The 24,192-nt window shown below is 58.9% G+C and carries 24 protein-coding genes; 17 read left to right on the top strand and 7 right to left on the bottom strand.

Going from position 1 to position 24,192, the window contains the following annotated elements; genetic code table 11:
- Positions 1 to 12 precede the first annotated feature (12 nt).
- Entirely contained in the window at positions 13 to 1,161 is a 1,149-nt protein-coding gene (dprA, locus tag HHJ16_RS05340; RefSeq protein WP_293641381.1) for a DNA-processing protein DprA, read from the bottom strand.
- A gap of 54 nt (positions 1,162 to 1,215) precedes the next feature.
- Positions 1,216 to 2,439, bottom strand: coding sequence for a LysM peptidoglycan-binding domain-containing protein (locus tag HHJ16_RS05335; RefSeq protein WP_293641380.1), 1,224 nt, complete (start codon positions 2,437 to 2,439; stop codon positions 1,216 to 1,218).
- 198 nt (positions 2,440 to 2,637) lie between these two features.
- Here HHJ16_RS05335 and def point away from each other — a divergent pair, with 198 nt between their 5' ends.
- From def to HHJ16_RS05305, 6 genes are all read left to right on the top strand, one after another.
- The gene (gene def, locus HHJ16_RS05330; RefSeq protein ID WP_293641378.1) at positions 2,638 to 3,159 is read left to right on the top strand and encodes a peptide deformylase; all 522 of its coding nucleotides are present in this window, start codon (positions 2,638 to 2,640) and stop codon (positions 3,157 to 3,159) included.
- 59 nt (positions 3,160 to 3,218) lie between these two features.
- Positions 3,219 to 4,202, top strand: a complete 984-nt coding sequence (gene fmt, locus HHJ16_RS05325; RefSeq protein ID WP_293641377.1) for a methionyl-tRNA formyltransferase — start codon at positions 3,219 to 3,221, stop codon at positions 4,200 to 4,202.
- An 84-nt stretch (positions 4,203 to 4,286) separates the two neighbouring features.
- The gene (locus HHJ16_RS05320) at positions 4,287 to 4,970 is read left to right on the top strand and encodes an AzlC family ABC transporter permease (protein ID WP_293641568.1); all 684 of its coding nucleotides are present in this window, start codon (positions 4,287 to 4,289) and stop codon (positions 4,968 to 4,970) included.
- Positions 4,971 to 4,985: 15 nt separating this feature from the next.
- Positions 4,986 to 5,327 carry an AzlD domain-containing protein gene (locus HHJ16_RS05315; protein WP_293641376.1) on the top strand — a complete coding sequence of 114 codons (342 nt, stop codon included), beginning with the start codon at positions 4,986 to 4,988 and terminating at the stop codon, positions 5,325 to 5,327.
- A 121-nt stretch (positions 5,328 to 5,448) separates the two neighbouring features.
- A complete protein-coding gene (locus HHJ16_RS05310) occupies positions 5,449 to 6,642 on the top strand; it encodes a phosphoglycerate kinase (RefSeq protein ID WP_293641375.1) in 1,194 nt (397 codons plus the stop codon).
- Between the two features lie 148 nt (positions 6,643 to 6,790).
- Complete coding sequence (locus HHJ16_RS05305; protein WP_293641373.1) at positions 6,791 to 7,150, top strand: Hpt domain-containing protein; 360 nt, start codon at positions 6,791 to 6,793, stop codon at positions 7,148 to 7,150.
- Positions 7,151 to 7,322: 172 nt separating this feature from the next.
- Here the strand turns inward: HHJ16_RS05305 and HHJ16_RS05300 are convergent, their stop codons facing one another.
- The gene (locus HHJ16_RS05300) at positions 7,323 to 8,075 is read right to left on the bottom strand and encodes a response regulator (RefSeq protein WP_293641371.1); all 753 of its coding nucleotides are present in this window, start codon (positions 8,073 to 8,075) and stop codon (positions 7,323 to 7,325) included.
- A gap of 888 nt (positions 8,076 to 8,963) precedes the next feature.
- On the bottom strand, positions 8,964 to 10,019 hold the full coding sequence (locus HHJ16_RS05295) for an AI-2E family transporter (protein WP_293641369.1): 1,056 nt from the start codon (positions 10,017 to 10,019) through the stop codon (positions 8,964 to 8,966).
- 343 nt (positions 10,020 to 10,362) lie between these two features.
- Here HHJ16_RS05295 and pyk point away from each other — a divergent pair, with 343 nt between their 5' ends.
- The gene (gene pyk, locus HHJ16_RS05290; RefSeq protein WP_293641367.1) at positions 10,363 to 11,796 is read left to right on the top strand and encodes a pyruvate kinase; all 1,434 of its coding nucleotides are present in this window, start codon (positions 10,363 to 10,365) and stop codon (positions 11,794 to 11,796) included.
- A gap of 66 nt (positions 11,797 to 11,862) precedes the next feature.
- Entirely contained in the window at positions 11,863 to 12,732 is an 870-nt protein-coding gene (locus tag HHJ16_RS05285; RefSeq protein WP_293641365.1) for an alpha/beta hydrolase, read from the top strand.
- On the opposite strand, the gene HHJ16_RS05280 is transcribed toward HHJ16_RS05285, so the two are convergent.
- A complete protein-coding gene (locus tag HHJ16_RS05280; protein ID WP_293641363.1) occupies positions 12,644 to 13,396 on the bottom strand; it encodes a phosphatase PAP2 family protein in 753 nt (250 codons plus the stop codon). The two genes, HHJ16_RS05285 and HHJ16_RS05280, sit on opposite strands and share 89 nt — an antisense overlap.
- A gap of 279 nt (positions 13,397 to 13,675) precedes the next feature.
- On the opposite strand from HHJ16_RS05280, the gene fba reads away from it, so the two are divergent.
- Positions 13,676 to 14,740, top strand: a complete 1,065-nt coding sequence (gene fba / locus HHJ16_RS05275; RefSeq protein ID WP_293641361.1) for a class II fructose-bisphosphate aldolase — start codon at positions 13,676 to 13,678, stop codon at positions 14,738 to 14,740.
- Between the two features lie 101 nt (positions 14,741 to 14,841).
- Positions 14,842 to 15,750, top strand: a complete 909-nt coding sequence (locus tag HHJ16_RS05270; RefSeq protein ID WP_293641359.1) for a phosphoribosylaminoimidazolesuccinocarboxamide synthase — start codon at positions 14,842 to 14,844, stop codon at positions 15,748 to 15,750.
- Between the two features lie 81 nt (positions 15,751 to 15,831).
- Here the strand turns inward: HHJ16_RS05270 and trxA are convergent, their stop codons facing one another.
- Positions 15,832 to 16,731 (bottom strand): thioredoxin, encoded by a 900-nt coding sequence (gene trxA / locus HHJ16_RS05265; RefSeq protein ID WP_293641357.1) that lies wholly within the window; start codon positions 16,729 to 16,731, stop codon positions 15,832 to 15,834.
- 146 nt (positions 16,732 to 16,877) lie between these two features.
- Between trxA and purE the strand changes: the two genes are divergently transcribed.
- The 4 genes from purE (at position 16,878) to HHJ16_RS05245 (ending at position 20,970) form a co-directional block, all read left to right on the top strand.
- Positions 16,878 to 17,399, top strand: coding sequence for a 5-(carboxyamino)imidazole ribonucleotide mutase (gene purE, locus HHJ16_RS05260; RefSeq protein ID WP_293641355.1), 522 nt, complete (start codon positions 16,878 to 16,880; stop codon positions 17,397 to 17,399).
- Positions 17,396 to 18,640 (top strand): 5-(carboxyamino)imidazole ribonucleotide synthase, encoded by a 1,245-nt coding sequence (locus HHJ16_RS05255; RefSeq protein WP_293641354.1) that lies wholly within the window; start codon positions 17,396 to 17,398, stop codon positions 18,638 to 18,640. Before purE ends, HHJ16_RS05255 begins: the two co-directional genes overlap by 4 nt.
- Entirely contained in the window at positions 18,637 to 19,632 is a 996-nt protein-coding gene (locus tag HHJ16_RS05250) for an L-threonylcarbamoyladenylate synthase (protein WP_293641353.1), read from the top strand. The genes HHJ16_RS05255 and HHJ16_RS05250 overlap by 4 nt, the downstream gene beginning before the upstream one ends.
- Before the next feature lie 129 nt (positions 19,633 to 19,761).
- Complete coding sequence (locus HHJ16_RS05245) at positions 19,762 to 20,970, top strand: DUF2252 family protein (protein WP_293641351.1); 1,209 nt, start codon at positions 19,762 to 19,764, stop codon at positions 20,968 to 20,970.
- Positions 20,971 to 21,029: 59 nt separating this feature from the next.
- Here HHJ16_RS05245 and HHJ16_RS05240 read toward each other — a convergent pair whose 3' ends face one another.
- Positions 21,030 to 22,109: a branched-chain amino acid ABC transporter substrate-binding protein gene (locus HHJ16_RS05240; RefSeq protein WP_293641567.1), complete on the bottom strand. Its 1,080-nt coding sequence runs from the start codon at positions 22,107 to 22,109 to the stop codon at positions 21,030 to 21,032.
- 193 nt (positions 22,110 to 22,302) lie between these two features.
- Between HHJ16_RS05240 and HHJ16_RS05235 the strand changes: the two genes are divergently transcribed.
- From HHJ16_RS05235 to HHJ16_RS05225, 3 genes are all read left to right on the top strand, one after another.
- Positions 22,303 to 22,521, top strand: a complete 219-nt coding sequence (locus HHJ16_RS05235) for a SlyX family protein (RefSeq protein WP_293641349.1) — start codon at positions 22,303 to 22,305, stop codon at positions 22,519 to 22,521.
- 85 nt (positions 22,522 to 22,606) lie between these two features.
- Complete coding sequence (locus tag HHJ16_RS05230) at positions 22,607 to 23,029, top strand: CopG family transcriptional regulator (RefSeq protein WP_293641347.1); 423 nt, start codon at positions 22,607 to 22,609, stop codon at positions 23,027 to 23,029.
- A gap of 22 nt (positions 23,030 to 23,051) precedes the next feature.
- The gene (locus HHJ16_RS05225) at positions 23,052 to 24,113 is read left to right on the top strand and encodes a PHB depolymerase family esterase (RefSeq protein WP_293641345.1); all 1,062 of its coding nucleotides are present in this window, start codon (positions 23,052 to 23,054) and stop codon (positions 24,111 to 24,113) included.
- Positions 24,114 to 24,192 lie beyond the last annotated feature (79 nt).

The raw sequence follows: 24,192 nt of genomic DNA, 5'->3' as shown, positions 1-24,192 counted from the left end.
GCGTGGGAGGCTTCAGGCCGCTGTCAGGCGTTGAAACAAACCGCCGGGCAGGCGCGCGACCTGTCCGTTCAGTTCGAGTTCAAGCAACTGTGCTTGCAATTGGGCAGTTTCAAGTCCAGTTCTCGCCTGCAATGCATCCAGGCTCGCGGCATCAAAGCCAAGAGCCGCAATGAGCGGGTCATTCGAGGGCCAGCCGGCACCCGGATCATCGCCATCCGCCGCGTGTGAAGCGCCGTAACAGCTTTCGACCAGGCTGATCAGTGGAAGATTCAACTCTTCCAGCACGTCTTGCGCCAACTCCACTAATTTGGCGCCCTGCTTGATGAGTGCGTGGCAGCCGCGTGATTGGGGTGAATGAATGGATCCGGGAATGGCAAAAACTTCCTTGCCTTGTTCTGCAGCCAGCCGCGCCGTGATCAGCGAGCCTGATTGCAATGCTGCCTCAACCACCAGCGTACCTCGGGACAGCCCGGAGATGATACGGTTGCGCTTGGGAAAGTTGGCCATCAACGGAGGCGTGCCGAGCGGAAATTCACTGATGATCATTCCCTGCTGGGCAATCCGGTGCGCCAGCGCCAAATGTCTTTTCGGATAGACCCGGTCCAGTCCGGTTCCAACCACCGCAATCGTCTCTCCCCCACCCAGCATTGCGCCGTCGTGGGCAGCGCCGTCAATACCCAGAGCCAGTCCCGACACGACACACAGTCCGGCGCTGCCAAACGCCTTGGCAAATTGCCGGGCGTTGTCTTCGCCCTGGGGTGTGGGATTTCGGCTGCCTACGATGGCCAGGTTGAGCGCTATTGCTTTTGTCGCTGGTTGTAGCCGGATCGCGGCGGTCCCAAGCATGTAGAGCATCAGGGGCGGATCTTCGATATCGAGCAACTCAGACGGGTAAGCAGCATCGCCCAGGGTCACCACGCGCCGGTCGTCGCCAGCGTGCAGCCAGTCGAGGGTGGTTTGCAACTGGGCGGCCAAAGTCAGCGGCTCGATCTGGAGCGCACTGACCAGCTTGTCGGAACCGACTTGTCGCAAGGTCACTGCGCTTTGATCAAAAACGGCCTGTGCCGACCCGAAGGCAGCCAGTAACTTGCGTGAAGTGGCGTTACCTACACCGGGCGACAAGGTCAACCGTAGCCACGCGCGAAGCTCGTGAGAGTCCACTAAAACGCTGGTTTTAAGAGGAGGGGGCTGGCTTCGTGGCAACCGTTGAAAGTCTCAATTCGGGTTGGTGAAGCGGTCGCCGGCCTTGACGCCCTCGGTCGTTTGCAGAACCAGCGCATAAGACAGGTGCTCAAAGCTCTTGAACACCATCATTAAACCATTGCGTTCGTTGGGCAGCTTGATCTGTGGTCGGGCGCTGTCGGTTTTATCCTGCAGGCGCTCGCCGTCCCTGATGAGGGCCATGACGTGACCCTTCTCGATCCCGTCGCTGCTGCCCCGGTTAATCACCACAATTTGATTTTCTGCCGCAATGGCAACGGCGTTCCCATAAACCGCGACAATCTGCCCGGTGATGGCGGTAGCAGGTGCGCGAGGGACGTAGCTGAGCAATTCACGGGCTGGTTCTGGGATCAGACGGTCACCCGCCCGCATTTCCTCTTTGGTGGCGACGATGTCGATGGTCGCCGGCACAATTTCGATTTGCTCTTTCCCTTCTTTGTCAGTTGTGTGGTCGGTGGATTCACCGCGCACCAGTTCGGCTTTGCCCACATACTGCGCCTGATAGCCCAAGATTTCCTGGGTGGTCGGATCTTTCAAGGGCGTGGCATTGCGAAAGACTCTGTAGTTAAGCGGTTCGCCTTTCGCGTCGCTCAGGGGCTTCCCGGTGGTGTTGGCCCCCGCGTATCCGCCTCGCGCGTACGCACGGTCGCCACGGCTGAGAAGCACCCGACCTTCCTGCGCAGCCACAATCCGCGGCGCCGTCGCAAATGCGACTTCGTCCACAATCATGGCTTCGCTCAGGAACGGTTCGATGGCATTGGGGGCCAACGTGGGGATGGAGGTGTCCGCCAACGATTCGACCCGGGTGGTGGGAGAGACTCTTACCGTGTCGGTGGGCGGACCGTCGCTTGCTGCCTGGCGGGTGCGTAAAGTTGCCCGACCATTGGTTTTTTCAAGATAGAGCTGCTGGCCAGGGTAAATGCGGTGCGGGTTGCGGATGTCCTGAAGATTCATGCCCCACAATTCTGGCCAGCGCCACGGACTTTTGAGAAAGATGCCAGAGATCGCCCAGAGGGTGTCACCACGCTTGACGCTGTAGCGGTCTGGCGCATTGGGTGCCAAGTCAGCCAAGGCCACGCCGGAATCTGCGACCTGGGTAGCCGTCGCCCTTTGATTCGGGGTAATCGGGAAATTTTGCGCATGTAGGCCAACTGTGGTTCCCAACAAGGCGGCGGTTGCTATTGAAATATGACTAAAACGACCAAAAATAGTTTGCATCTTGAAGGCCCTTGAGGCTGGCGTGGTTCCAATTTAGCGAAATTGAACTCGCCGGACCCTGTTTTTATCTTGAGAAGTGACGCACGATTCTGACCTTAAGCCCTTGATTAAGCAACGATTACCCGATTCTGGGAAGATCGTAACGTTTAAAAAACGGACAAAAGTGGCGAAAATAGCGACATCTCACTTGTTGCCCCCATGACCCAACTGACCATTCTTCGCTATCCCGACCCACGTTTGCACACAGTAGCCATTCCTGTGACCGCTGTAGACGCACGCTTGCGCAAGCTCGCTGGCGCCATGTTTGAGATCATGTATGAAGCGGCGGGTATTGGCCTAGCGGCGACGCAGGTGGACGTGCACGAGCGCTTGATCGTGATTGATGTGAGCGAAAGCCGCGACCAGCCGCTCGTGCTGATCAACCCCGCGATCGTCTGGGCCAGCGCCGAGACCCGCGTCGGTGACGAAGGCTGTTTGTCGGTGCCTGGTATCTATGACGGGGTCGAGCGTTCAATCGCCGTCAAGGTACAGGCGCTGGATCTGGACGGCAAGCTCTGCGTGCATAGCGCTGAAGGCATGCTGGCGGTTTGTATCCAGCATGAAATGGACCATTTGATAGGAAAGGTATTCGTGGAATACCTTTCGCCTTTGAAGCGCAACCGCATCAAGACCAAAATGATCAAGCAGAAAAAAGACGAAGAACGTGATTCGGTAAGTTGAAGACCACGCGGCGGTGCGGCACCGCGGGATTTTTTTGTTGAGTCTTTAGAATCGGCACTATGCGCATCATTTTTGCCGGTACTCCCGAGTTTGCCCGCGTGGCGTTGGCAAGATTGCACGCCGCCGGCTTTGAGATTGCTCTGGTGTTAACCCAGCCGGACCGACCCGCCGGGCGTGGCATGAAGTTGCAGCTGTCGGCCGTCAAACAGTGGGCTGAAAACCAGCGAGTCCCGGTGATCCAACCCCGCAGTCTGCGATTGGACGGCAAATATCCTGACGATGCGAACTTGGCCCGTCAAGCGATGGAAGCGGTTCGCGCCGATGTCATGGTGGTGGCGGCATACGGGATTATTTTGCCGCAGTGGGTGCTTGATCTCCCCAGGCTAGGCTGCCTGAATATTCATGCTTCCTTGCTGCCGCGTTGGCGCGGGGCGGCACCGATTCACCGCGCTATCGAGGCCGGTGACCAGGAAACGGGCGTGGCCATCATGCAGATGGATGCCGGGCTGGACACTGGCGATACGCTGCTGGTGGAAAAGCTTCCCATCGTCCAGACCGGTGCGACGCCAGATACCACCGCCACCCTGCATGACAAACTTTCGCAGCTCGGTGGCCGACTCATCGTGGAGGCATTGGAACTGGCGGCCTGTGGAGGCCTGCGCCCGGTCAAACAACCCGACCAGGACATCACCTACGCTCACAAGATCGAGAAGGCGGAAGCGGCAGTGAACTGGAGGCAGCCCGTGGCCGTGATTGAGCGGCATCTTCGCGCCATGAACCCTCACCCAGGAGCCACTGCGCAGTTCGGTGCAGACACCCTCAAACTCTGGAGCGCTCAAATCGATAGCTGTTCGTCCCCCTCAGGTAAGCCCGTTGGGACTATCTTGTCTGCAGAGGCCGCCGGTGTGCAGGTAGTGGGCGGGGACGGGGTGCTGACGTTGACGGAGCTGCAGCGCGCAGGCGGCAAGCGCTTGCCCGCCGCTGATTTTTTGCGCGGCTTTCCCTTGCACGCGGGTCAATCGTTCGACCTGCCGCCTCTGTGAGATCCTATTAGCTCCGTAGCGCGCCTCCGTCTCGCCCTGTCCAGGCTGGTTCATCGTCCTGAGTTCCGGCTCGGCGCGCGAGAGATTTCCGGCGTGGCACCCGGTCTGGCCGCTTGGGGCATGATGACCGGCGTCGCCATGGTCAACTCCGGGATGTCGGCGACTGAGGCCGTAGCGATGACGTTGCTGGTATATGCCGGAAGTTCGCAACTGGCAGCCATTCCGCTCATTGCCGCCAGCGCCCCGGTATGGGTCATTCTGGCGACCAGTTTTTGCGTGAACCTGCGGTTTGTCGTATTCAGCGCACATCTGCGCAGCTATGTCATGCACCTGCCCCGTCCGGTGCGTTTGCTGGCGGGGTACCTTGCCACCGACATGTCTTACGTCCTCTTTGTGCGCCGCTTTCCCCATCCTCCCGTGGATTCGGCCGAGCGCCAGGCGCAATTTGCCTATTTGGCCGGCGGTGGCGGACTGAACTGGTTGAGCTGGCAAGCAGCAAGCCTGCTGGGCATCGCGTTGGCACAATGGATTCCGCCGCAATGGGGCTTGGGTTTTGCGGGTATTCTGGCCCTGATCGGGGTGACGTGTTCGCTCGCCTCGACTCCGATGCGTCGCGTCTCGGCCGGCGTGGCAGGCGCGGCAGCGGTGGCGGCGGTTGCCTTGCCATTCAACCTCAACAGCGTGGTGGCAATCGCTGCGGCAGTAGCGCTTTGCTTGCTTTTTGAAACGCCCGCGCGGCCCCCAAGACCCCGACATGAAAACGAGTAGCGGACTGAAGGCCTTATGACCAATTGGGGGACACTCGGCGTCATCGTGGGTCTGGCGGTCGTCACTGTCGTCACGCGCAGCTTCTTTTTTATCTCCAGCCGCCCATGGCACCTACCGCGCTGGGCGCAGCGGGGCCTGCAGTACGCACCGGTTGCTGCCTTGGCGGCCGTCATCGCACCCGCGCTGGTCATAACGCAGGGGCAGCTGATCGCTTCTTGGCAGGACGCGCGCATCTACGGCGCGGCTGCGGGCGTTGCGTTTTATTTCTGGCGCCGGGGGGCCGGGCAAGCCGTGCTGGGCACCATCGTGATCGGCATGGCGGTTTACCTGCCGCTGCATCTGGCGTTAGGCTGGTAATCTAGGCCGGGGAATCGGTAGCGGGCCTGCAGATTTCCGCCGCAACTCGCCCGCCTACAATCACAGACATTCAGCATGGCCGCTCGGCCTGCAAGACCATTCATTCATTTTGTGAGCGCTCATGAATTTCATCCGTTTTTCCGACTTGTGTAGCCGCGGCAAGGTTGCGGGCCAACGCGTTTTCATTCGTGCAGACTTGAATGTTCCGCAGGACACCAGCGGAAACATCACCGAGGACACCCGTATCCGGGCCTCCATTCCGTGCTTGCAAATGGCGCTGGACGCTGGCGCCGCCGTGATGGTGACCTCCCACCTCGGCCGCCCGGTAGAAGGCGAATTCAAGCCCGCCGACTCACTGGCGCCCGTGGCCAAGCGCTTGGGCGAGTTGATGAAACGCGAGATTCCGTTAGTTTCCAACTGGGTCGATGGCGTGGACATCAAGCCGGGCCAGTTGCTGCTGTTGGAAAACTGCCGCCTCAACAAAGGCGAAAAGAAAAACAGTGAAGCGCTAGCCCGCAAGCTGGCCGCTCTTTGCGACATTTTTGTGCATGACGCGTTTGGGACGGCCCACCGCGCTGAAGCTTCAACCTATGGCATTGCGCAATATGCCCCGATTGCCTGCGCCGGTCCGCTGCTGGCGGCCGAAATGGACGCTATCACGGCCGCACTTTCCAACCCGCGCAGGCCGCTGGTTGCGATTGTCGCGGGCAGCAAGGTTTCGACCAAGCTGACGATCCTCAAGTCCCTCGCAGCCAATGTCGACCAACTGATTGTGGGTGGCGGCATTGCCAATACCTTCATGCTCGCAGCGGGTCTGAAGATTGGGAAAAGTCTGGTGGAAGCTGATCTGGTGCCAGAGGCCAAAGTCGTGATGGAGGCCATGAAAGCGCGTGGCGCCGAAGTGCCGATTCCCACCGACGTGGTTTGCGCCAAGACTTTCGCCCCCGACGCACCGGCCACCGTGAAGGCCTCGACGGAGGTTGCCGACGACGACCTGATTCTGGACATTGGCCCCGACACTACCGCCAAACTGGCGGCCCAGCTTAAGGCGGCCGGCACGATTGTCTGGAACGGCCCCGTCGGGGTGTTCGAGTTTGATGCCTTCTCCAAAGGCACTGAAGGCATCGCCCGCGCTATTGCCGAAAGCAGCGCATTTTCGATTGCTGGCGGAGGGGATACGCTCGCAGCCATCGCCAAATACGGCATCGAAAAGCAGGTGGACTATATCTCCACCGGCGGCGGTGCTTTCCTGGAAATTCTGGAAGGTAAAACGCTGCCCGCATTTGAGATTCTGGAGCGCCGGGCGGGTGGATGAAAGAAGCTGTGAAACGCTTCGATACTATAAAGCCAGGAGCGTACCCGCGTTGTTCGCGCCTTTGTCGTTGTAAACACTTGTCCCGTCCGCGCACTTTGCAACTTAGTGGCCGCTTTCGAGCCAGGTCGCCAACCACCGTCCTGCCGCTATGACTCAAACCAATCCCGCTTTCCTGGTCTTTATGGAACAGCAGCGTGCGGATTACCGCCGTTCCTTGCCCCAACGACTCGCTGGCATCGAAACGCTCTGGCGTCAGATCCTTGACGACCGGCAGGATGCACACGCGTTGGACAGTCTGGAGCGACAAGCGCACAGTTTGGCTGGCTCTAGCGCGACATTCGGCTTTGCTGCGCTTGGAGAAGCCGCTCGAGTGGTTGAACTGGCGGTCCATCCGCTTGTCAATTCGACAGGTTCTTTGACACCGGCAATGACTGTACAGGTGGGTCTGGCCATTCAAACGCTCTTGGGCAGCCTGCCTAGTTATAACCCCGTCCACAGTTCGCAGTAGCGCCACCGCTGAGGCCTGTAGTCCGGCACAAGGCCCCGTTATGGCGGTGGGAGGGCGCGGCTTTACGACGGCCTGACTCGGCCCGCAGACCGATGTGCCCAGTGACCAGATACCTTCGGCGTTCCTAAGGACTGCTCAAAAGAAAAGGGATCCATTGCGTCGGTCTTCCTGATTACTTCAAGCCCACCACAGTACGTACCGCCTGGAGCAAGGAGTCAGTCTCGACAGGTTTTGTGACGTACCCGTCAGCGCCTCCCGCCAGACCCTTGAGAACTCCCTCCCGGCTTGCCTTGGCCGTCAGCATGATGACGGGTACGTCTTTCAATGCTGGATGAGACCGGATTCTGAGCAGGATGTCAAAACCGTCTGCATCGGGAAGCGTGACGTCAAGCAAAACCAAATCGGGGACCGGCAGTTTACGAAACTCCGCCACGATCTCGGCGCGGCAGCTGGCGACGCGTACATCGAAGCCTTCAAACGTTAGGAAGTAACTCAGGAACTTGGCGAGCTGCGGCTCATCATCAACAATGACGGCTGACATCCGCTCACCTGCCGCACGCTGGCGGGGCGCGCCCCGCTTACGCGCAATGCGGACATAGTAGTTGGATTTTTTAAGCGATGCGGCGCATATATCGGCTTCCGCGTCGGCCTGATGCAGCGCCGAACTGCTAAGACCGAACTGCAGCGATGCAGCAAAGGGGTCTGGCTGGACAAATGCCGCGAGTCCCTTGCCTACCACCAGCGCCACGGTTTTATCGAAGGTTTCGGCAACTGCAGCATCCATGCCCTGGTAAATCTGAGCCAGTGACAAGTTGCCATCGAGGCGCACCAGAAATTCGACCTCTAGCGGTGAAATTGTGGTGGCCGAATTGCGCAACTCTTGTTCGCCTTTCGGTGTAAGCGCAAAAACGTCGGTGTAGCGCAAGGTGTAAATCCTGTCTTAGATAAGGGCGTGACATCCGCCAGGGGCTGCCAAATTCTAGTGGTTTCCGCATACCCCCCTGGGCTTTGGCGTGCCAGCCGCGCAGGCCCGCCGCTAATAGGATCCGCGGCCGACCTTCACGGATCGCTTGCTCAAGCGCCTGCTCATTCATGTCGCCGTTTTCGGGACCGATGCATTACCTGTCGGCTCAACTCGGTGATTGAAAACAATAAATCCAGGCCGGTGTTTAAAATGTAAGCGATTGTTGATTCCAGCACTGCATTTTTTTATAAAGCTTGTTGGCGAGGCCTTTGGTTCGCAATTGATAAATCACTTCAATTCCGGCGCGAGGGTTAAATCAAATAACCCTAAATAAATCGGAATTTCATTCATAGGTTGATTCAAGAAGGCTGCGCGGCCACGGAAGCGCCAATCAAGCACTTTTTCAAGGCGTCAGAGGGAAGCTTACATCAATAGGCTTTTGATCAGGATTCTCTGCGCACATGGCCGCTTTATCAGGGAGTCAGCGACGGACTCGTCCAGACCGAGACAGACAAATCATTGAATCGATCTATCGCCAGCTTTCCGGGTACCGGAATCGCGCTTTGCCAGCAGTGACGAATGGCCCCTAAGGGAAGGTCGGCATGGCAGCAGAAAGCAGCTCGCAGCTGAGAGAAACGATTTGAAAATACCTTCATTTTGGCGGACTTCGTGCTGGCGATTGGGATTATTTCTTCGTGTGCACACTTGGGAAAATGAAACCGCTACCCGATCTAAAAAGGTTTAAGGTATCAAGCGTAGGATGCCGTGAATAGACGCTCGGTCCGGCTATTTTCGGCAGAGCCTATTGGACAGCGTAAGGAACCGGCACGGGCATCCGCGCCGTGCAATTCAAAACCGCATAGTTCCCGTTTTTTTTGCACTTTTCGCCGCTTCCGCAATAACAATTTTCAGGGCTGCAAGGACGGGTACGGCCAGGAAGATGCCGGCTACCCCGCCAAGTTGGTCGCCTGCCAGCAGCCCAATGATGACCATTAACGGCGAGACCTCCAGGCCGGCGCTCATTAGATACGGGCTCAATACATAATCCTGAAAGATCCGGTACGCGAAGATAAACACCACCAGCCAAAGTAGATGGGGATAGCCGCTAAAGGCTGAAACCAGCACCACTACGACGGCCGCGATCAGCGGACCGACAAACGGAATCACTTCCAGCAGGCCCGCCACGACGCCAAGCAGCAGCGCGTAGGAAACTCCCATCAAGGTAAATCCCGTGCTGTAGACGATGAACGTCACTATCGACAAAATCAGCAGTGCTCGCACATAGCCCGCCAGGAGCTTATCCAGGTTTTCAATGATGCCGGCCCACAACGAGCTGTTGGTGTGGCCTATCCATGCCAGCACTTCACGCTTCAGGGTCGGCGCTTCCTTGATAAGCAAAAAGCTCAGGATTGGAATCAGAACGAGGTAGATCAGGTTGGAGGCTGCGTGCATGACGCCAAGTCCCAGTTTCTGAGCAAAAGGAACCGCCTGTCCGGAGCTGCTTTGCAATTGCTCGCTGACAAACGCGACCAGCCGAACACGTTGCGACTGTAGAAAATTTGGCAACGGTATTCTGTCTGAAATATTCTTGACGTCTAACAAACTTGGTAACTGTTGGCTGAGTCGGCTCGCTTCGTCCGCGACTTGCGAGCCAAACAAACTGGCGGCGATAGCGAAGATTCCGAGTACCAACACGAACACGGCGCAAATTGAAACGATACGCGGAATCCTGGGTGGTTTGTAGCGCTCCGCCAACTCAATCAGAGGATAAAGAAGATAGCTGAAGAATATTGCAAACGTAACGACAAGAATGGTCTGTCGTACCGAGAAAACAATGAACAGCAGGAGCCCGATTACAAAGACGGTCCAGACAATTTTTGCGATCCGTGTATCAAAACCTAGCATCGAAACTCCGTGTGCGATTTGCTTTGGACGGGCCGCGAACTGTGGACGCTGCCGAGTGGCGACGCGGGCCTTGGTGGAAAACTGATCATACCGTGCGGTGTCTGCATTTTTGACCAACTTGGCTAGCGTCCCGGTCTTGGCGGCGCAGCCTTTGTGCGCGCCGCATTCGCATTGTTCGCCAGAGCATCGATGTTGCGTTTTTGCAGGGGCCGACCTGACCCAATCAATTGCAGCCTGATGCCGCTGCCCGACACTCACCCACCATCACCCGGCCCTCGTTTTGATGTCTCGGTGGTGACTGATTTCGTGTGAAAATCAGAGACTAAATTACGGGAGACCTTCAATGACGCGTCGTGCCACCAAAATCGTTGCCACCCTCGGCCCTGCTTCCAGCGATCCCGCGATGTTGGAAAAAATGATCCGTGCCGGTGTCAATGTGGTGCGCCTGAATTTCAGCCATGGCACGGCCCAGGACCATGTCGAACGGGCGAAGCTGGTGCGCGAGGCGGCCCAACGAGCTGGCCGCGAGGTTGCCATCATGGCGGACCTGCAAGGCCCTAAAATTCGGGTCGGTAAATTTGCCGAAGGCAAGGTGATGCTGGAGCCCGGTCAAAAATTTGTACTCGATGCGTCCCGTACAGTGCCGGGCGATCTTAAAGGCGTGGGGCTGGACTACAAAGAGCTGCCGCGCGACGTGCGGGCGGGCGACTTGTTATTGCTCAATGATGGTTTGATTGTGTTGACCGTCGACGCGGTGTGCGGCGAAGAAGTGCGCACCACCGTCAAATTGGGCGGTGAACTGTCCAACAACAAAGGCATCAACAAGCAGGGCGGTGGCCTTACCGCGCCTGCGCTGACGACCAAGGATATGGAAGACATCAAGACCGCAATGAGCTTTCAGGCCGACTATGTGGCCGTGAGTTTCCCCAAAAATGCCACCGACATGGAAATGGCGCGCCAACTGTGTAATGTGGCTGCCGCACCTTACAAGCACAAGCCGGGTCTGATCGCCAAGATTGAGCGGGCTGAGGCCATCCCCCAGCTAGAAGAAATTTTGCGGGTCAGCGACGGCATCATGGTGGCGCGTGGCGACCTGGCGGTCGAAGTCGGTAATGCGACGGTGCCTGCGCTGCAAAAGCGCATGATCAAAATGGCGAGGGCCGCGGATAAAGTCGTCATCACCGCCACCCAGATGATGGAAAGCATGATTCTGAATCCGGTGCCCACGCGGGCAGAGGTCAGCGACGTGGCTAACGCCGTGCTGGACGGCACTGATGCGGTGATGCTCAGCGCCGAAACCGCCGCTGGCAGGTATCCGCTGGAGACAGTCGAGGAGATGGCCAAGATTTGTGCAGAGGCCGAAAAAGCTGAGTACAAAGAATTGGAGGCCGATTTCACCGGTAAAACGTTTACCCGTATCGATCAGTCGATTGCGATGGGCGCCTTGTTTACGGCCAATCGACTTGGCGCGAAGGCGATCGTGGCACTTACAGACAGCGGTTCCACGCCTTTGTGGATGAGCCGCCATGATATCCGCGTGCCTATTTACGCATTGACCCCGCACTTGGCCACGCAGCGAAAGATGGCGCTTTACCGTAACGTGCGGCCCCTGCTCATGGACACCAGTGCCGACCGGGATACGGCGCTGGATCAGGCGGAAGGCCACTTGCTGCGCAGAAACATCGTGCAAAGCGGTGACATCTACGCCATCACCTGCGGCGAGCCCATGGGGGCGCCGGGCGGCACCAACATGCTCAAAATCTGCCGGGTGGCGTAAAACCCTCACACCAAGCGGCGGTGTCGGCTGAATCCATTCGCGGCAGGCGTGCGTAAGAGAAAGCCTATGGACCAAATTTATGCCCGCTTGCCAAGACGTTCCCTTTTCGCCATGTTGCCCGCGCTGCTCACGGCCTGCTCGGGCGCCGATTTACTCAATGCCACCGTTTCCACCGACACCTACCGGCGCACGGAAGGCGTGTCGTACGGCGCCCATCCGAGACAGCGCCTGGACGTCTACCAACCTGAGAGCCCTGTTCGCCAAGCACCACTGGTGGTATTTTTCTACGGGGGCAGCTGGTCGTCGGGAGATCGAGGTGACTACCGCTTTGTCGGGGAGGCGCTGGCATCTGAAGGCATCGTGACTCTTGTTGCGGACTACCGCCTGAGCCCCGAATTCCGCTACCCCGCTTTTGTGCAAGACAGTGCGCAAGCCGTGCACTGGGCGCTGGCCCACGCCGCCGATTACGGGGCTGACCCGGCGCGCGTCTTTGTAATGGGCCACAGTGCCGGTGCTTACAACGCGGCCATGGTGGCGCTGGACGGACGTTGGCTGGAGGCACAAGGCATGACGCCCTCGCAACTGGCGGGCTGGATTGGACTGGCTGGACCCTACGATTTTCTGCCCATCGGGGACGCCCAAACTCAGGTCGCCTTCAATTGGCCCGGCACGCCCGCCGATAGCCAACCGCTCGCGCATGCCTCGTCATCTTCCCCTCCGGCGTTGTTGCTGGCGCCAACGGCTGATCGCGTGGTGAACCCGCAACGCAGTACGGTGGCCATGGCCCAGCGGCTCAAGAGCAGCGGTGTGCGGGTGGAGTCAGAATTGTTTGACGGTGTCAGCCACGTCACTCTGATGGCTTCAATGGCGTCAGTACTGAGAGGTCAGGCACCCGTGCGTGAGCGCGTAGCCGCTTTTGTAAAATCCATTGGCTGACCCCAAAATCAACCGTGGCAGCGGCAGTCCAGCAAAACCACGCCGTCCAGAGTGTGTGGCTCATGTAATGCGCCCCGCGGACCTGCTGCGAAAAACCGAATACAAAGCCAACCAGCATGGCACCGACAAGCCAGCGGCGAGCCGTTTGCGGCAAATGATGTCGGAAGGCAAAATACCCGCCGACAAACGCAAAGCCTGCCGACGCGTGGCCGGCGGGAAAACAGCGGCCGCTGCCCCCATCCTCAATTCCCCAAGCCCAATGCGATACATAAGTCGCCACGCCGCCAAATTGCTTCAAGTCCCAGGGGCAACTGGTGCGACTGTGGATCTTGATATACGAGACCACCAGTAACGCAACCAGTGTGGTCAATGCAAATTGCGTTCGCCTTGCAGTGGGCAATAGTTTGAGGGTGCCGAAAGGCTTCCAGATGGCCAGCAGCAGCGCGAGTTCCAGAATCCAGGGCAGGTAATGGATGTCGTCATGCAAAGCGTCGCGCCACAGCCAGTGGCTGTTCAAGGAAAATCCGGTGGCAGAGCCAAACCAGTGCGCCATCGCCAAGTCCAGCCCTGAATAGTCCCACACCATCAACAAGAACAAGCTGCTCAGCGACCAAAGAAAAATGCGAGACCGGACAAGGGCTTCCGGGAGTTTTGGGATGGTCATGAAGTGACTTCTCGCGAAGCCTAGTCTGCGAGATAACAACGATGGTGGAAGTATGCCTCAAGACCGCCCGCCGAGAAACTTTGCACTGGCAGGCAATTGTCCCTGACGTGCACAACCCGGAGACGTCGGAGCGACTTTCGCCGTTCCTGCAAACGGTAGAATCAAAATTGCGATTACATAACGGTTACAGCCTGTTTCAGGTCGCGTTCACGCGGCGCGGGCTTGCGTTATTAACCTATCGTTGTTCAACACGTTTTAACTTTCTTGAGGAGTTCGATCATGGCACTCGTTTCGATGCGCGAGCTGCTGGACCATGCGGCAGTCAATGGCTACGGCATTCCGGCTTTCAACGTCAACAACCTGGAGCAGGTCACTGCCATCATGCAGGCGGCCGACGAGCTGAATGCCCCGGTGATCATGCAGGCTAGCGCCGGTGCGCGCAAATACGCCGGAGAAAGCTTTCTCAAGCACCTCATTCAGGCGGCAGTCGAGAGCTACCCGCACATTCCCGTGGTCATGCACCAGGACCATGGGCAGAGCCCCGAGGTGTGTGCCGGTGCCATCAAACTGGGCTTCAGCTCGGTCATGATGGACGGATCACTGCTGGCCGACGGCAAGACCATTGCCGATTACGACTATAACGTCGAGGTGACCCGCAAAGTGGTTGAAATGGCCCACGCAACGGGTGTTTCCGTTGAGGGCGAACTGGGTTGCCTGGGCAGCCTGGAAACGATGCAGGGAGAAAAAGAAGACGGCCACGGCAGCGACGCGGTGATGACGCACGCCCAGTTACTCACCGACCCGGAACAAGCGGCTGATTTCGTCAAGCGCACCCAGCTCGACGCACTCGCCATTGCGATCGGCACCAGCCACGGCGCGTACAAGTTCACGCGCAAGCCCACCGGCGACATTTTGGCGATTGAGCGCGTCAAGGAAATCCACCGCCGCATTCCGAGCACCCATCTGGTGATGCACGGTTCTTCGAGTGTCCCGCAGGACTTGCTGGCGATCATCCGCCAGTACGGTGGCGACATGAAAGAAACCTACGGCGTGCCGGTGGAAGAGATTCAAAAGGCGATCCAGTTCGGTGTGCGCAAGATCAACATCGATACCGATATCCGTCTGGCCATGACTGCCGCCGTGCGCAAATTCATGGCGGAGAACCCCAGCAAATTCGACCCGCGCGAGTGGCTTAAACCCGCCACGCTAGCGGCCAAGGCCATCTGCAAGCAACGCTATATCGAGTTCGGCTGTGAAGGCCAGGCCGGCAAGATCAAGGGCAAGAGCCTGTCAATCGTGGCAGCCCAATATGCCAAAGGTGAGCTGGCTCAGGTGGTGAATTAAAACGTCACTGCCGCCCACCTCACCGTATTCGCGATAATTCAGAGCTCGCAGACTTGACTCAAGTCGCGCGGGCTTTTTACATTCACACCCGCCCGACCACCATGATCCAAGCTCTCCACACTTCTGCCCTGACTTCCCTGCCATTGCTTGCGCGCGGCAAAGTGCGGGATAACTACGCCGTGGGTAAAGACCGGCTGCTGATGGTGGCCAGCGACCGTGTGAGTGCGTTTGACGTCATCCTCGGCGAGCCGATCCCCGGCAAAGGCGCGTTGCTGACGCAAATGGCGCTGTTTTGGTTCGGCAAGCTCGGCCATATTTGCCCTAACCATCTTACCCGCGAGGCACCCGAGAGTGCGGTCACTGCCGCTGAAATTCCACAAGTCACCGGCCGCTCCATGCTGGTCAAGCGTCTTAAACCGATTCCGGTGGAAGCCGTCGTACGTGGCTACCTGGCAGGCAGCGGCTGGAAGGAATACCAGGAAACCCAGTCAGTATGCGGTGTGGCACTGCCAGCAGGGCTCAAAAACGCCAGCAAGCTGCCCGAGCCGATCTTTACCCCAGCGGCCAAGGCCGAGGCGGGCGAACACGACGAAAACATCAGCTACGAGCAAGTCGTGAAAGTGGTGGGCTCTGAGCTTGCCGCGCAGATCAAAAAGCTCAGCATCGAGATTTACGAAACCGCAGCCGCCTTTGCACTGACCAAGGGCATCATCATTGCCGACACCAAGTTCGAATTTGGCCTGGATGAGCACGGCACGCTCACCTTGATGGACGAGGTGTTGACGCCCGACTCGTCGCGCTATTGGCCGATTGAGGGGTATCAGCAGGCGTTCGCTGCAGGACTTAACCCACCCAGTTACGACAAGCAGTTTGTGCGCGATTGGCTGGAGAGTGTGCGCATCAACGGCAAGCCGTGGGACAAAACGCCACCTTCGCCGCACTTACCGCCCGATGTGATCGCAAAGACCGCAGCGAAGTACCAGGAAGCGTTAACGCGGCTGACCGCTTGATAGGGGCTGCCAAGCCAGTCAGGCACTAGCGCTCAAGGGGAATTTAGAAACGGGATCTTTTGCACGCAGCTAGTAAACGGTTTAGCTGAGCACCACACTACTCAGGCGGCGGCGGTAGGTCGCCACTGTCGGATCGTCCGGTGGAATTTGACCGTCCGCCACCTTGGGTTTAGGGGCTTCCATGATGTCGAGGATGGCGATGTAGGTTTTGCGTGCGGCTTCACCAGACCACGCTTTGTCGCGCATCAGTATTTCGAGCAATTCGTCCAACGCTTCGGTCCAGCGTTGCTGGGCGATTAGCCAGCGGGCTTTGTCAAACCGCGCTTCGAAGTCCCGCTTGTTGCTCGCTATTTTTGAGTCAAATTGGACTCCTGCGGTCTCCGTAAGCGCATTAGTAGCTACAAAATCAATAGCGTTCATCCAGCGCTGAAGAGAATCAAAACGCCGCACGACAGACGTTTGTGCAATCACTGGCGCGAACGCCACCTTGGCTTCGTCCTCGCGCCCAAGGGTCAAAAGCTGCTTCACGTAATCAAAGCGTGCGGCGTCGTTGGTCGGATCGGTCACTACCCCTTGGTGAAGCTTTTCCAGCGCGGCTTCAGGGGTAATTTCAGCGAGGTCGGCTGGCTCTTCGAGTTCTGGGATTTCTTCAGCGGCGGGTGCGACATGCTTGTCCAAAAACTCCTTCACCTTGCCTTCTGGCAGCGCGCCGGTAAAGCCGTCTACCGGCTGGCCATTCATCATCAAAATGCAGGTCGGAATACTGCGAATGCCGAAGGCGGCACCGAGTTGCTGCTCCTGGTCAGAATCGACTTTCACCAACTTGAAGCGCCCCGCATAGTCCACTTCGACCTTTTCAAGAATCGGTCCGAGCGACTTGCAAGGGCCGCACCAAGGCGCCCAAAAGTCAATCAGCACAGGAGTAGTCATGGAAGCCGCAACGACTTCCTCTTCAAAATTGGCAACGGTGACGTCGATCATGGTTCTTCTGAGTTGGGGAGTGGAAGGAGATTTTCAATCGGAGGCAAGACTTGGCAAGACGATAGCACGCAGGGGGCCGCCCAAGCCCTTAAAATCAGGGGTTCCGGGCGCACCGCCGTAAAAATTAAAGACCTACAAGGTCCCTTATGACGACAACTAACAATCCAGCCAGGTCGCCGCTCCCTATCGTGGTGGGCGTGGTGATGGGCTCTAGCAGCGACTGGGACACCATGCAGCATGCGGTGCAGATTCTGCAGCAGTTTGGCGTGGCGCACGAGGCGAAAGTGATCTCGGCCCACCGCATGCCCGACGACTTGTTTGCCTATGCCGAAGAGGCCGCTGGGCGCGGCCTTCAGGCCATCATTGCGGGGGCCGGCGGGGCAGCGCACCTGCCCGGCATGCTGGCCGCTAAAACCGCAGTGCCCGTGTTGGGCGTGCCAGTGGCGAGCAAGCATTTGCAGGGCGTGGATTCTCTTCACAGCATCGTACAAATGCCTAAGGGCGTTCCGGTAGCCACCTTCGCCATTGGTCACGCCGGAGCGGCCAATGCGGCGCTGTTCGCGGTGGCTATCTTGGCTTTGCACGACAAGGCACTCGCGTCCAAGTTGCAGGCTTTCCGCGCGGATCAAACCGCCGCCGCCCGCGCCATGACGCTGCCGTCTGCATGAGCACTTTGTCCACGCTGCCTATTTTTCCGGGCCCGGTTTCAGCTACCGGCCGGCCTGCGACCCTGGGCGTGATGGGTGGTGGCCAGCTCGCCCGCATGTTCGTGCATGCCGCGCAGCGCCTTGGCTACGTCACGGCGGTGCTTGATCCCGACCCAGAAAGCCCGGCGGGCTTGATAAGTCATCATCATGTGCAGACAGGCTACAGCGACGAGCAGGGTTTGCTGCAGCTCGCGTCGCTGTGCGCCGCCATCACCACTGAATTCGAAAATGTGCCTTCCGATGCACTCCAAACGCTGGCGGCTCGGCGCCCCGTAGCGCCCGGCGCTGCAAGCGTGGCTATTGCGCAAGACCGGATTCAAGAGAAGTCCCATTTCACCGCTTGCGCCAGCGTGTCGGGCGTCCAGTGCGCACCTTACGCCGTCATCGAAACGCCAGACCACCTCCAAGCCGTGCCTGCCGATTTGTTGCCCGGTATTCTGAAAACAGCGCGCATGGGCTACGACGGCAAAGGTCAGGTGAGGGTTAAAAATACCACGGAGCTGGCAAAAGCCTGGGCGGATCTCCAGCAGGTACCCTGCGTGCTCGAAAAGCTATTGCCGCTCAAGGCCGAATGCTCCGTCATTGTGGCGCGCGGCTGGAACGGCGAGGTCGTGAGCTTTCCGCCCCAGCGCAATGTGCATGTGGACGGCGTTCTGGCGGTCACCGAGGCGTATGAAGGGAATATGCCTTCGGCACTTTCTGCGCAAGCACAACAAGCGACTAAATCGATAGCACAACACATCGGCTACGTCGGTGTGTTGTGCGTCGAATTCTTCGTGCTTGATGACGGTAGCCACCGCGGGAAAGAGAGCGCTACGCTCGTCGTCAACGAGATGGCCCCGCGTCCGCACAACAGCGGTCACTACACCCTGGACGCCTGCGATTTCTCGCAGTTCGACTTGCAGGTGCATGCCTTGGCCGGCTTGCCGTTGCCACAGCCACGCCAGCATTCGCCCGCCATCATGCTCAATTTGCTGGGGGATGTTTGGTTGGACGCGCAAGGTCAATCGCGCACGCCAGATTGGCAGGCCGTTCTGGCATTGCCCGGCACCCATCTCCACCTGTACGGTAAAACCGAAGCGCGATCGGGTAGAAAAATGGGTCACCTGAACATCACGGGCCCTGATGTGGCGGGCGTAAAAGCCACCGCGCGCCGGGCCGCCGATATTCTGGGCTTGCCAGGCCTCGAGAGCCTTCAATGATTTTGTCGGGTGCCGACCCACAATCCATTCTTCAAGCGGCTCGCTGCATCAAAGCCGGCGGGCTGGTCGGCTTTCCGACAGAAACGGTTTACGGGCTAGGTGCCGACGCCTCCAACGATCAGGCCGTAGCCGGTATCTTTGCAGCCAAAGGCCGCCCCGCAGACCACCCCCTGATCGTTCATGTCGCCGACGTACAGCAGGTAAATGTTTACGCCAGCAGCGTGCCGCCGTTTGCCGCGCGCCTGATGCAGGCGTTCTGGCCAGGACCCCTCACGGTTATTTTGCCGCGCAAAGAGGGCGTGGCTGCGGCTGCAGCCGGGGGACAAAATTCTGTCGGCCTGCGTTGCCCCGATCATCCGGTGGCCCTGGCTTTTCTCAAAGCATGCAATACCGGCGTCGCTGGCCCCAGTGCAAACCGTTTTGGCCGCGTCAGCCCGACCACTGCCCGGCACGTCAGCGAAGAGTTTGGCGATCAGCTGCTGGTACTTGACGGTGGGCCCTGCGAGGTCGGCATTGAGTCCAGCATTGTCGATTGCACCCGCAGGCGACCCGTGTTGCTGCGCCCTGGTGTCCTTTCGCGTACGCAGCTTGAGGCCGCGTGTGGCGAGCCGGTGTTCGGGAAAGAGGAGTTGGCACAAGCCGAGTCAGGGTTTGGCAACGCGCCGCGCGCTTCCGGCACACTAAGCGCGCACTACGCCCCTAACGCCAAAGTGCGCCTGATGGAGGCCGGCGCACTACAAGCTGCACTTGATTTACTGGGCACAGACGCGGCACACATCGCGGTGTATGCCCGCGCCATCGTGCGTATCAAGTCAGAGCAGGTGGTCTATCGGCGCATGCCAGACGACGCAGCCGCCGCCGCCCAGCAACTCTTTGCCGTTTTGCGCAACTTCGATCTCCAGAACGTCAAACTGATCTGGATTGAGAGCGTCCCCGCTACCGCAGAGTGGGACGGTGTGCGCGACCGGTTGGAGCGAGCGGCGGCAAGCTGACACCACGACGCCCTGTTAGCGTCTTGCGCGACGGACGGATCAGGGGCTTGATCGCTTGCCCGCTCAATCGTTGTGGATAAGCGGCGGCACCCCACCGCCCGCATGTCGAGACTGTTCTAAGCTCAGTCGATGATTCTTCCAACACACGACGCAAGAAGCGAGCATTTGCTGGCACGCCGCGACAAGAAAATGGCCCGCTCGCCGGACGCCTATGTGCGCGGCAATACGGTGCTTTTTTACGAGTGGTTGAACGGCCAGCGGGGGCACTCGCTGCCTGAAGGGCCAGCGGTGTGGATATGCGGCGATTGTCATGTGGGCAATCTTGGGCCGCTGGGCGACGCGGAGGGCAATGTAAAACTCCAAATACGTGATCTTGACCAAGCGCTTATCGGCAACCCGGTACACGATCTGGTTCGGCTCTCCCTATCGCTGGCGATGGCCGCCCGGGGTTCGAGGGTGTCGGGCGTAGTGACCGCTCGGATGCTGGAGCACGTGATGCAGGGCTACTACCAGGCCTTTGTCAGCGGCGGCGACAAGGAACAAGTCGAGCAACCGAAGGCGGTCCGGTGGGTGGTGCGCAAAGCGGTCGAGCGGTCGTGGAAGCAGCTGGCGAAAGAGCGCATCGCCGATATGCGGCCAACGATACCGTTGGGCCGGGATTTTTGGCCTTTGTCGCGTCGGGAAAAAAGCGGAATGATGAAATTGTTTGAAAATCCTGAAGTGCTCAAGCTGGTGAGAACGCTTGAATCACGCAGCGACGACGCTCCGGTTGAAGTGCTCGATGCCGCTTATTGGGTCAAAGGGTGCAGTTCGTTGGGCCTTTTGCGCTACGCGGTACTGTTGGGTGTGGGCGACAAGAAAAACGGCGAATACTGCCTGATCGACATCAAGCAGGCCGTCAAGGCCGCCGCGCCGCGCTACCGAGATGTCAGTATTCCGCGCGACAACGCCCACCGTGTGGTGCAGGGGGCGCGGCATTTATCGCCAGCGCTTGGGGAACGCATGGTGGCCCAGAGATTTATGGATCACGACGTGTTCCTGCGGGAGTTGTTGCCCCAGGATATGAAACTGGAAATCAATCAGTTAACGCTGCAAGACACCACCATCGTGGCGCACTACCTCGCCTATGTAGTTGGCCGCGCCCACGCCCGGCAGATGGACGATGGCGCCCGAAAACGCTGGCGCGTTGAATTGAACCGGGATCGCGGCAAGACCCTCGCCGCCCCGACCTGGCTCTGGAAAAGCGTGGTGCAACTCGTCGCTGACCATGAATCCGGCTACCTGGAACACTGCCGGAAATATGCCTTGGCGCTGGAGTCGGTCCGGCCCGCCCGCTAGTGTTCTCGGTTTTAAGTTGCGGGTGGACTCTGCGTCGGCCAGCTTGAGCCTGCCAGCCGTCAGTTCATCGCGGCGCGCAGATTGTCCTTGTAGGTATAGAGAGTGACGGCGGGCTTGGTCAACTCTCCGCGGCTAGTGAAGGCGATATTGGCCGTGACCCCTTTGTATTGCGTCTTGCCGATGAAGGGCAAGTAGACCTTGGGGTCCACCGAATTGGCGCGCTTCATGGCGTCCACCAGCACAAAAGTCGCGTCGTAAGCGTAAGGGCTGTAGATCTGAAACTGTCCGGGAAACTTGGCGTCGTACCGCTTCTTCCATTCGGCGCCGCCCTGCATTTTCTGCAGCGATGCGCCACCCGTCGCACAGACCACGTTTTTCAGTGATGCCGCCCTGCTTGACAACTCCGGCAGCTTCTCGGTACACAGCGCGTCGCCGCCAAAAAACCGGACATTCGCCAGGCCAAGCTGTTCCATCTGGCGCAACATCGGGCCGGCCTGCGCGTCCAGGCCGCCGAAAAAGATGGCGTCGGGCTTCTTGCTTTTGATGTTTGTGAGGATCGTCATGAAATCGGTCGCCTTGTCGGTGGTGAACTCTTCATCCACCACCTCCATCCCTTTTTGCCGCGCTGTCGCCTTGAATACGTCGGCCAAGCCCTGGCCATAGGCGGTGCGGTCATCGATGATGGCTACTTTCTTGAGCTTGAGCGCGTCGCTGGCAAAAATCGCCAGCGCTGCCCCCAGTGCGTTGTCGTTGGCAATCAATCGAAAAGTGGTTTTGTACCCAGGCTTGGTCAGGTCAGGATTGGTCGCTGACGCGGTGATCTGCGGAATGCCGCACTTGCTGTAGATACTCGAAGCCGGGATCGTCGTGCCCGATTGCAAATGGCCCACCACGCCCGCGACTTTTGCGTCGCACAGCTTCTGGGCTACCGCGGTGGCCTGGCGTGGATCACCCCCGTCGTCCTCAGCCTTCAGCTCAAACTTGATTTTTTTGCCGCCGATGACGAGATTCTGGGTGTTCAACTCGTCAATGGCCAAACGCACGCCGTTCTCGGTGTCCTTGCCAATATGCGCTATGCCGCCAGAGGTCGGGCCCGCGTGGGCGATTTCCACCGTCTGAAATTCCTGAGCGGAAGCCATCGAGGCCCCCAGTGCCAGCACGGCGCCGGCGATGCAGGACTTTGTGTTTGGAAAGGAAGACTTGGGCATTTCAAGATTTCTTGAGAAAAAGAAAATTATAGGATAAGCCCCAGAGGGCGACGCAAAAGCCGGCACTGCCGCAGGGGTGGTGAACGGCCGTCAAGGCGGTCCGCAATTCGTGTCCAATAGGGGCATGGAACACCCCCACGCCATTGAAAATCGCCTCACCGATCTGGAAATCAAAGCCACTTTCGGCGAAGACCTATTGGATCAACTTAACCAGATCATCATTCGCCAGCAGGCTCAAATCGATGCGTTAACGCGTGAAATGGCGCGGCTTCGAGACCAGCTGCCGGATTCCAGCAGTGGCGGATTTAGTCGATCAGGCGACGATTTGCCACCGCACTACTGACGAATTTCCAAACGTTTCGTGAGTAATTCGAAAGCCTTTAAATAAACTAAAAAACATCCACTTGGATGGTGCTACGATGGCTTGAATGCCGCCAAGAACTGCCAATTCTGCCGTCGTCGCCAAGCCGGCTGACGAAAAAATCACTATCAATTTGGGCTATATCGACCTGGGCCAGATCGACCTCCTGGTTCAGGAGGGGTTCTACGCCAATAGAACTGATTTGATCCGAACCGCCATCCGTAACCATCTGGCCAGCCACGCCGACGTGGTGAAGCAGGTAGTGGCCCGGAAAACGCTGGTGCTAGGCATCCAGTATTTCTCCGCCGATGATCTGCGTGCTGTGCAGGCGTCGGGCGAGGTGCTGCAGATTCGCGTACTGGGTCTGGCCACCCTTGCGCCCGATGTCACCCCGGAACTGGCGCTGGCCGCCATTGATTCGGTGGTGGTGCTGGGCGCGCTGCATGCGAGCCCGGCCGTGAAAGCGGCGCTCGCCCGTCGCATTCGTTGACCACCCCCTCAAGGAACCCCCCATGAATCCCTCTTTTCACCGCTTCATCTCTGACGCCACGCGTCTGACGCAGAGCGGCAATCTGCGCGCAGCTACTGCAGCGATCATGGCCGCACTCAGAGGCAGCGCCGTACCCTCAGCCTCAGCCTCAGCGTCCAGCGACGCGGACGTTGTGGCGCGCGACGTAAAGCGCGAAACAACGGCGGCGGCAGAACCGGTGAAGCCAACCAATGCGGGGCTGTCGGGCCAGTTCATCAACGGCAGTCACACCGAAGCGGGCGGCATGCGTGACTACAAGTTGTATGTTCCGCCCGGCGACTCCGGCCAGGCGCTGCCTTTGGTTGTAATGCTGCACGGCTGCACGCAGAACCCTGACGACTTTGCAGCGGGCACCGGCATGAATGAGGCCGCGCTCAGGCAAGGTTTTTTCGTACTCTACCCGGCGCAAGCGCAAAGCGCCAACCCCTCCCGCTGCTGGAACTGGTTCAAGCACACCCACCAAAAGCGCGGCCGGGGGGAGCCTGCGATATTGGCGGGCATGACGCGCGAGGTGATCAGTCGCTACAACATCGACTCCCGACGTGTCTATGTAGCGGGCCTGTCGGCCGGTGGCGCCATGGCAGCGATTCTGGGCGACGCCTACCCCGACATATTCGCAGCGGTGGGGGTCCACTCGGGCTTGGCCACGGGCGCAGCGACCAATGTTCAAGAGGCGCTTGGTGCGATGAAAAGCGGCGCCTCCGGTGCCGCATCCTCGGGTCAGACACCGCCTACGATTGTTTTTCATGGTGACGAAGACACCACCGTGCATCCGGCGAATGGCGAACAGGTGGCGGCGGCAAGTGCCGGTGCTTCGGCGCCTGAGCTGCTGCGCGCACGCAGCGACAACGGCCGCGAATACACCAGACGCGTCTATCGGAAAGCGGGCGGCGAAGTGGTGGCAGAGCACTGGGCGGTGCATGGCGCCGGTCATGCCTGGTCAGGGGGCAGTGCGCGAGGCTCCTACACCGATACCACCGGCCCCGACGCGACCGAAGAAATGTTGCGTTTTTTCTTCTTGAACAAGCTACCTGACACCCGCTAAAGGCGCTTCGGTGTTTCACAAACCGGCTCGGGATGGGCGACGGCTATCTGCTATCAAAAATAAAAATCTGTAGGTAGCA

The sequence above is a fragment of the Polaromonas sp. genome (assembly GCF_012927485.1).
Classification (GTDB): domain Bacteria; phylum Pseudomonadota; class Gammaproteobacteria; order Burkholderiales; family Burkholderiaceae_C; genus Polaromonas.
Note: the sequence above shows the minus strand (reverse complement) of the source record. Positions and strands in the feature narration are given on the sequence as shown.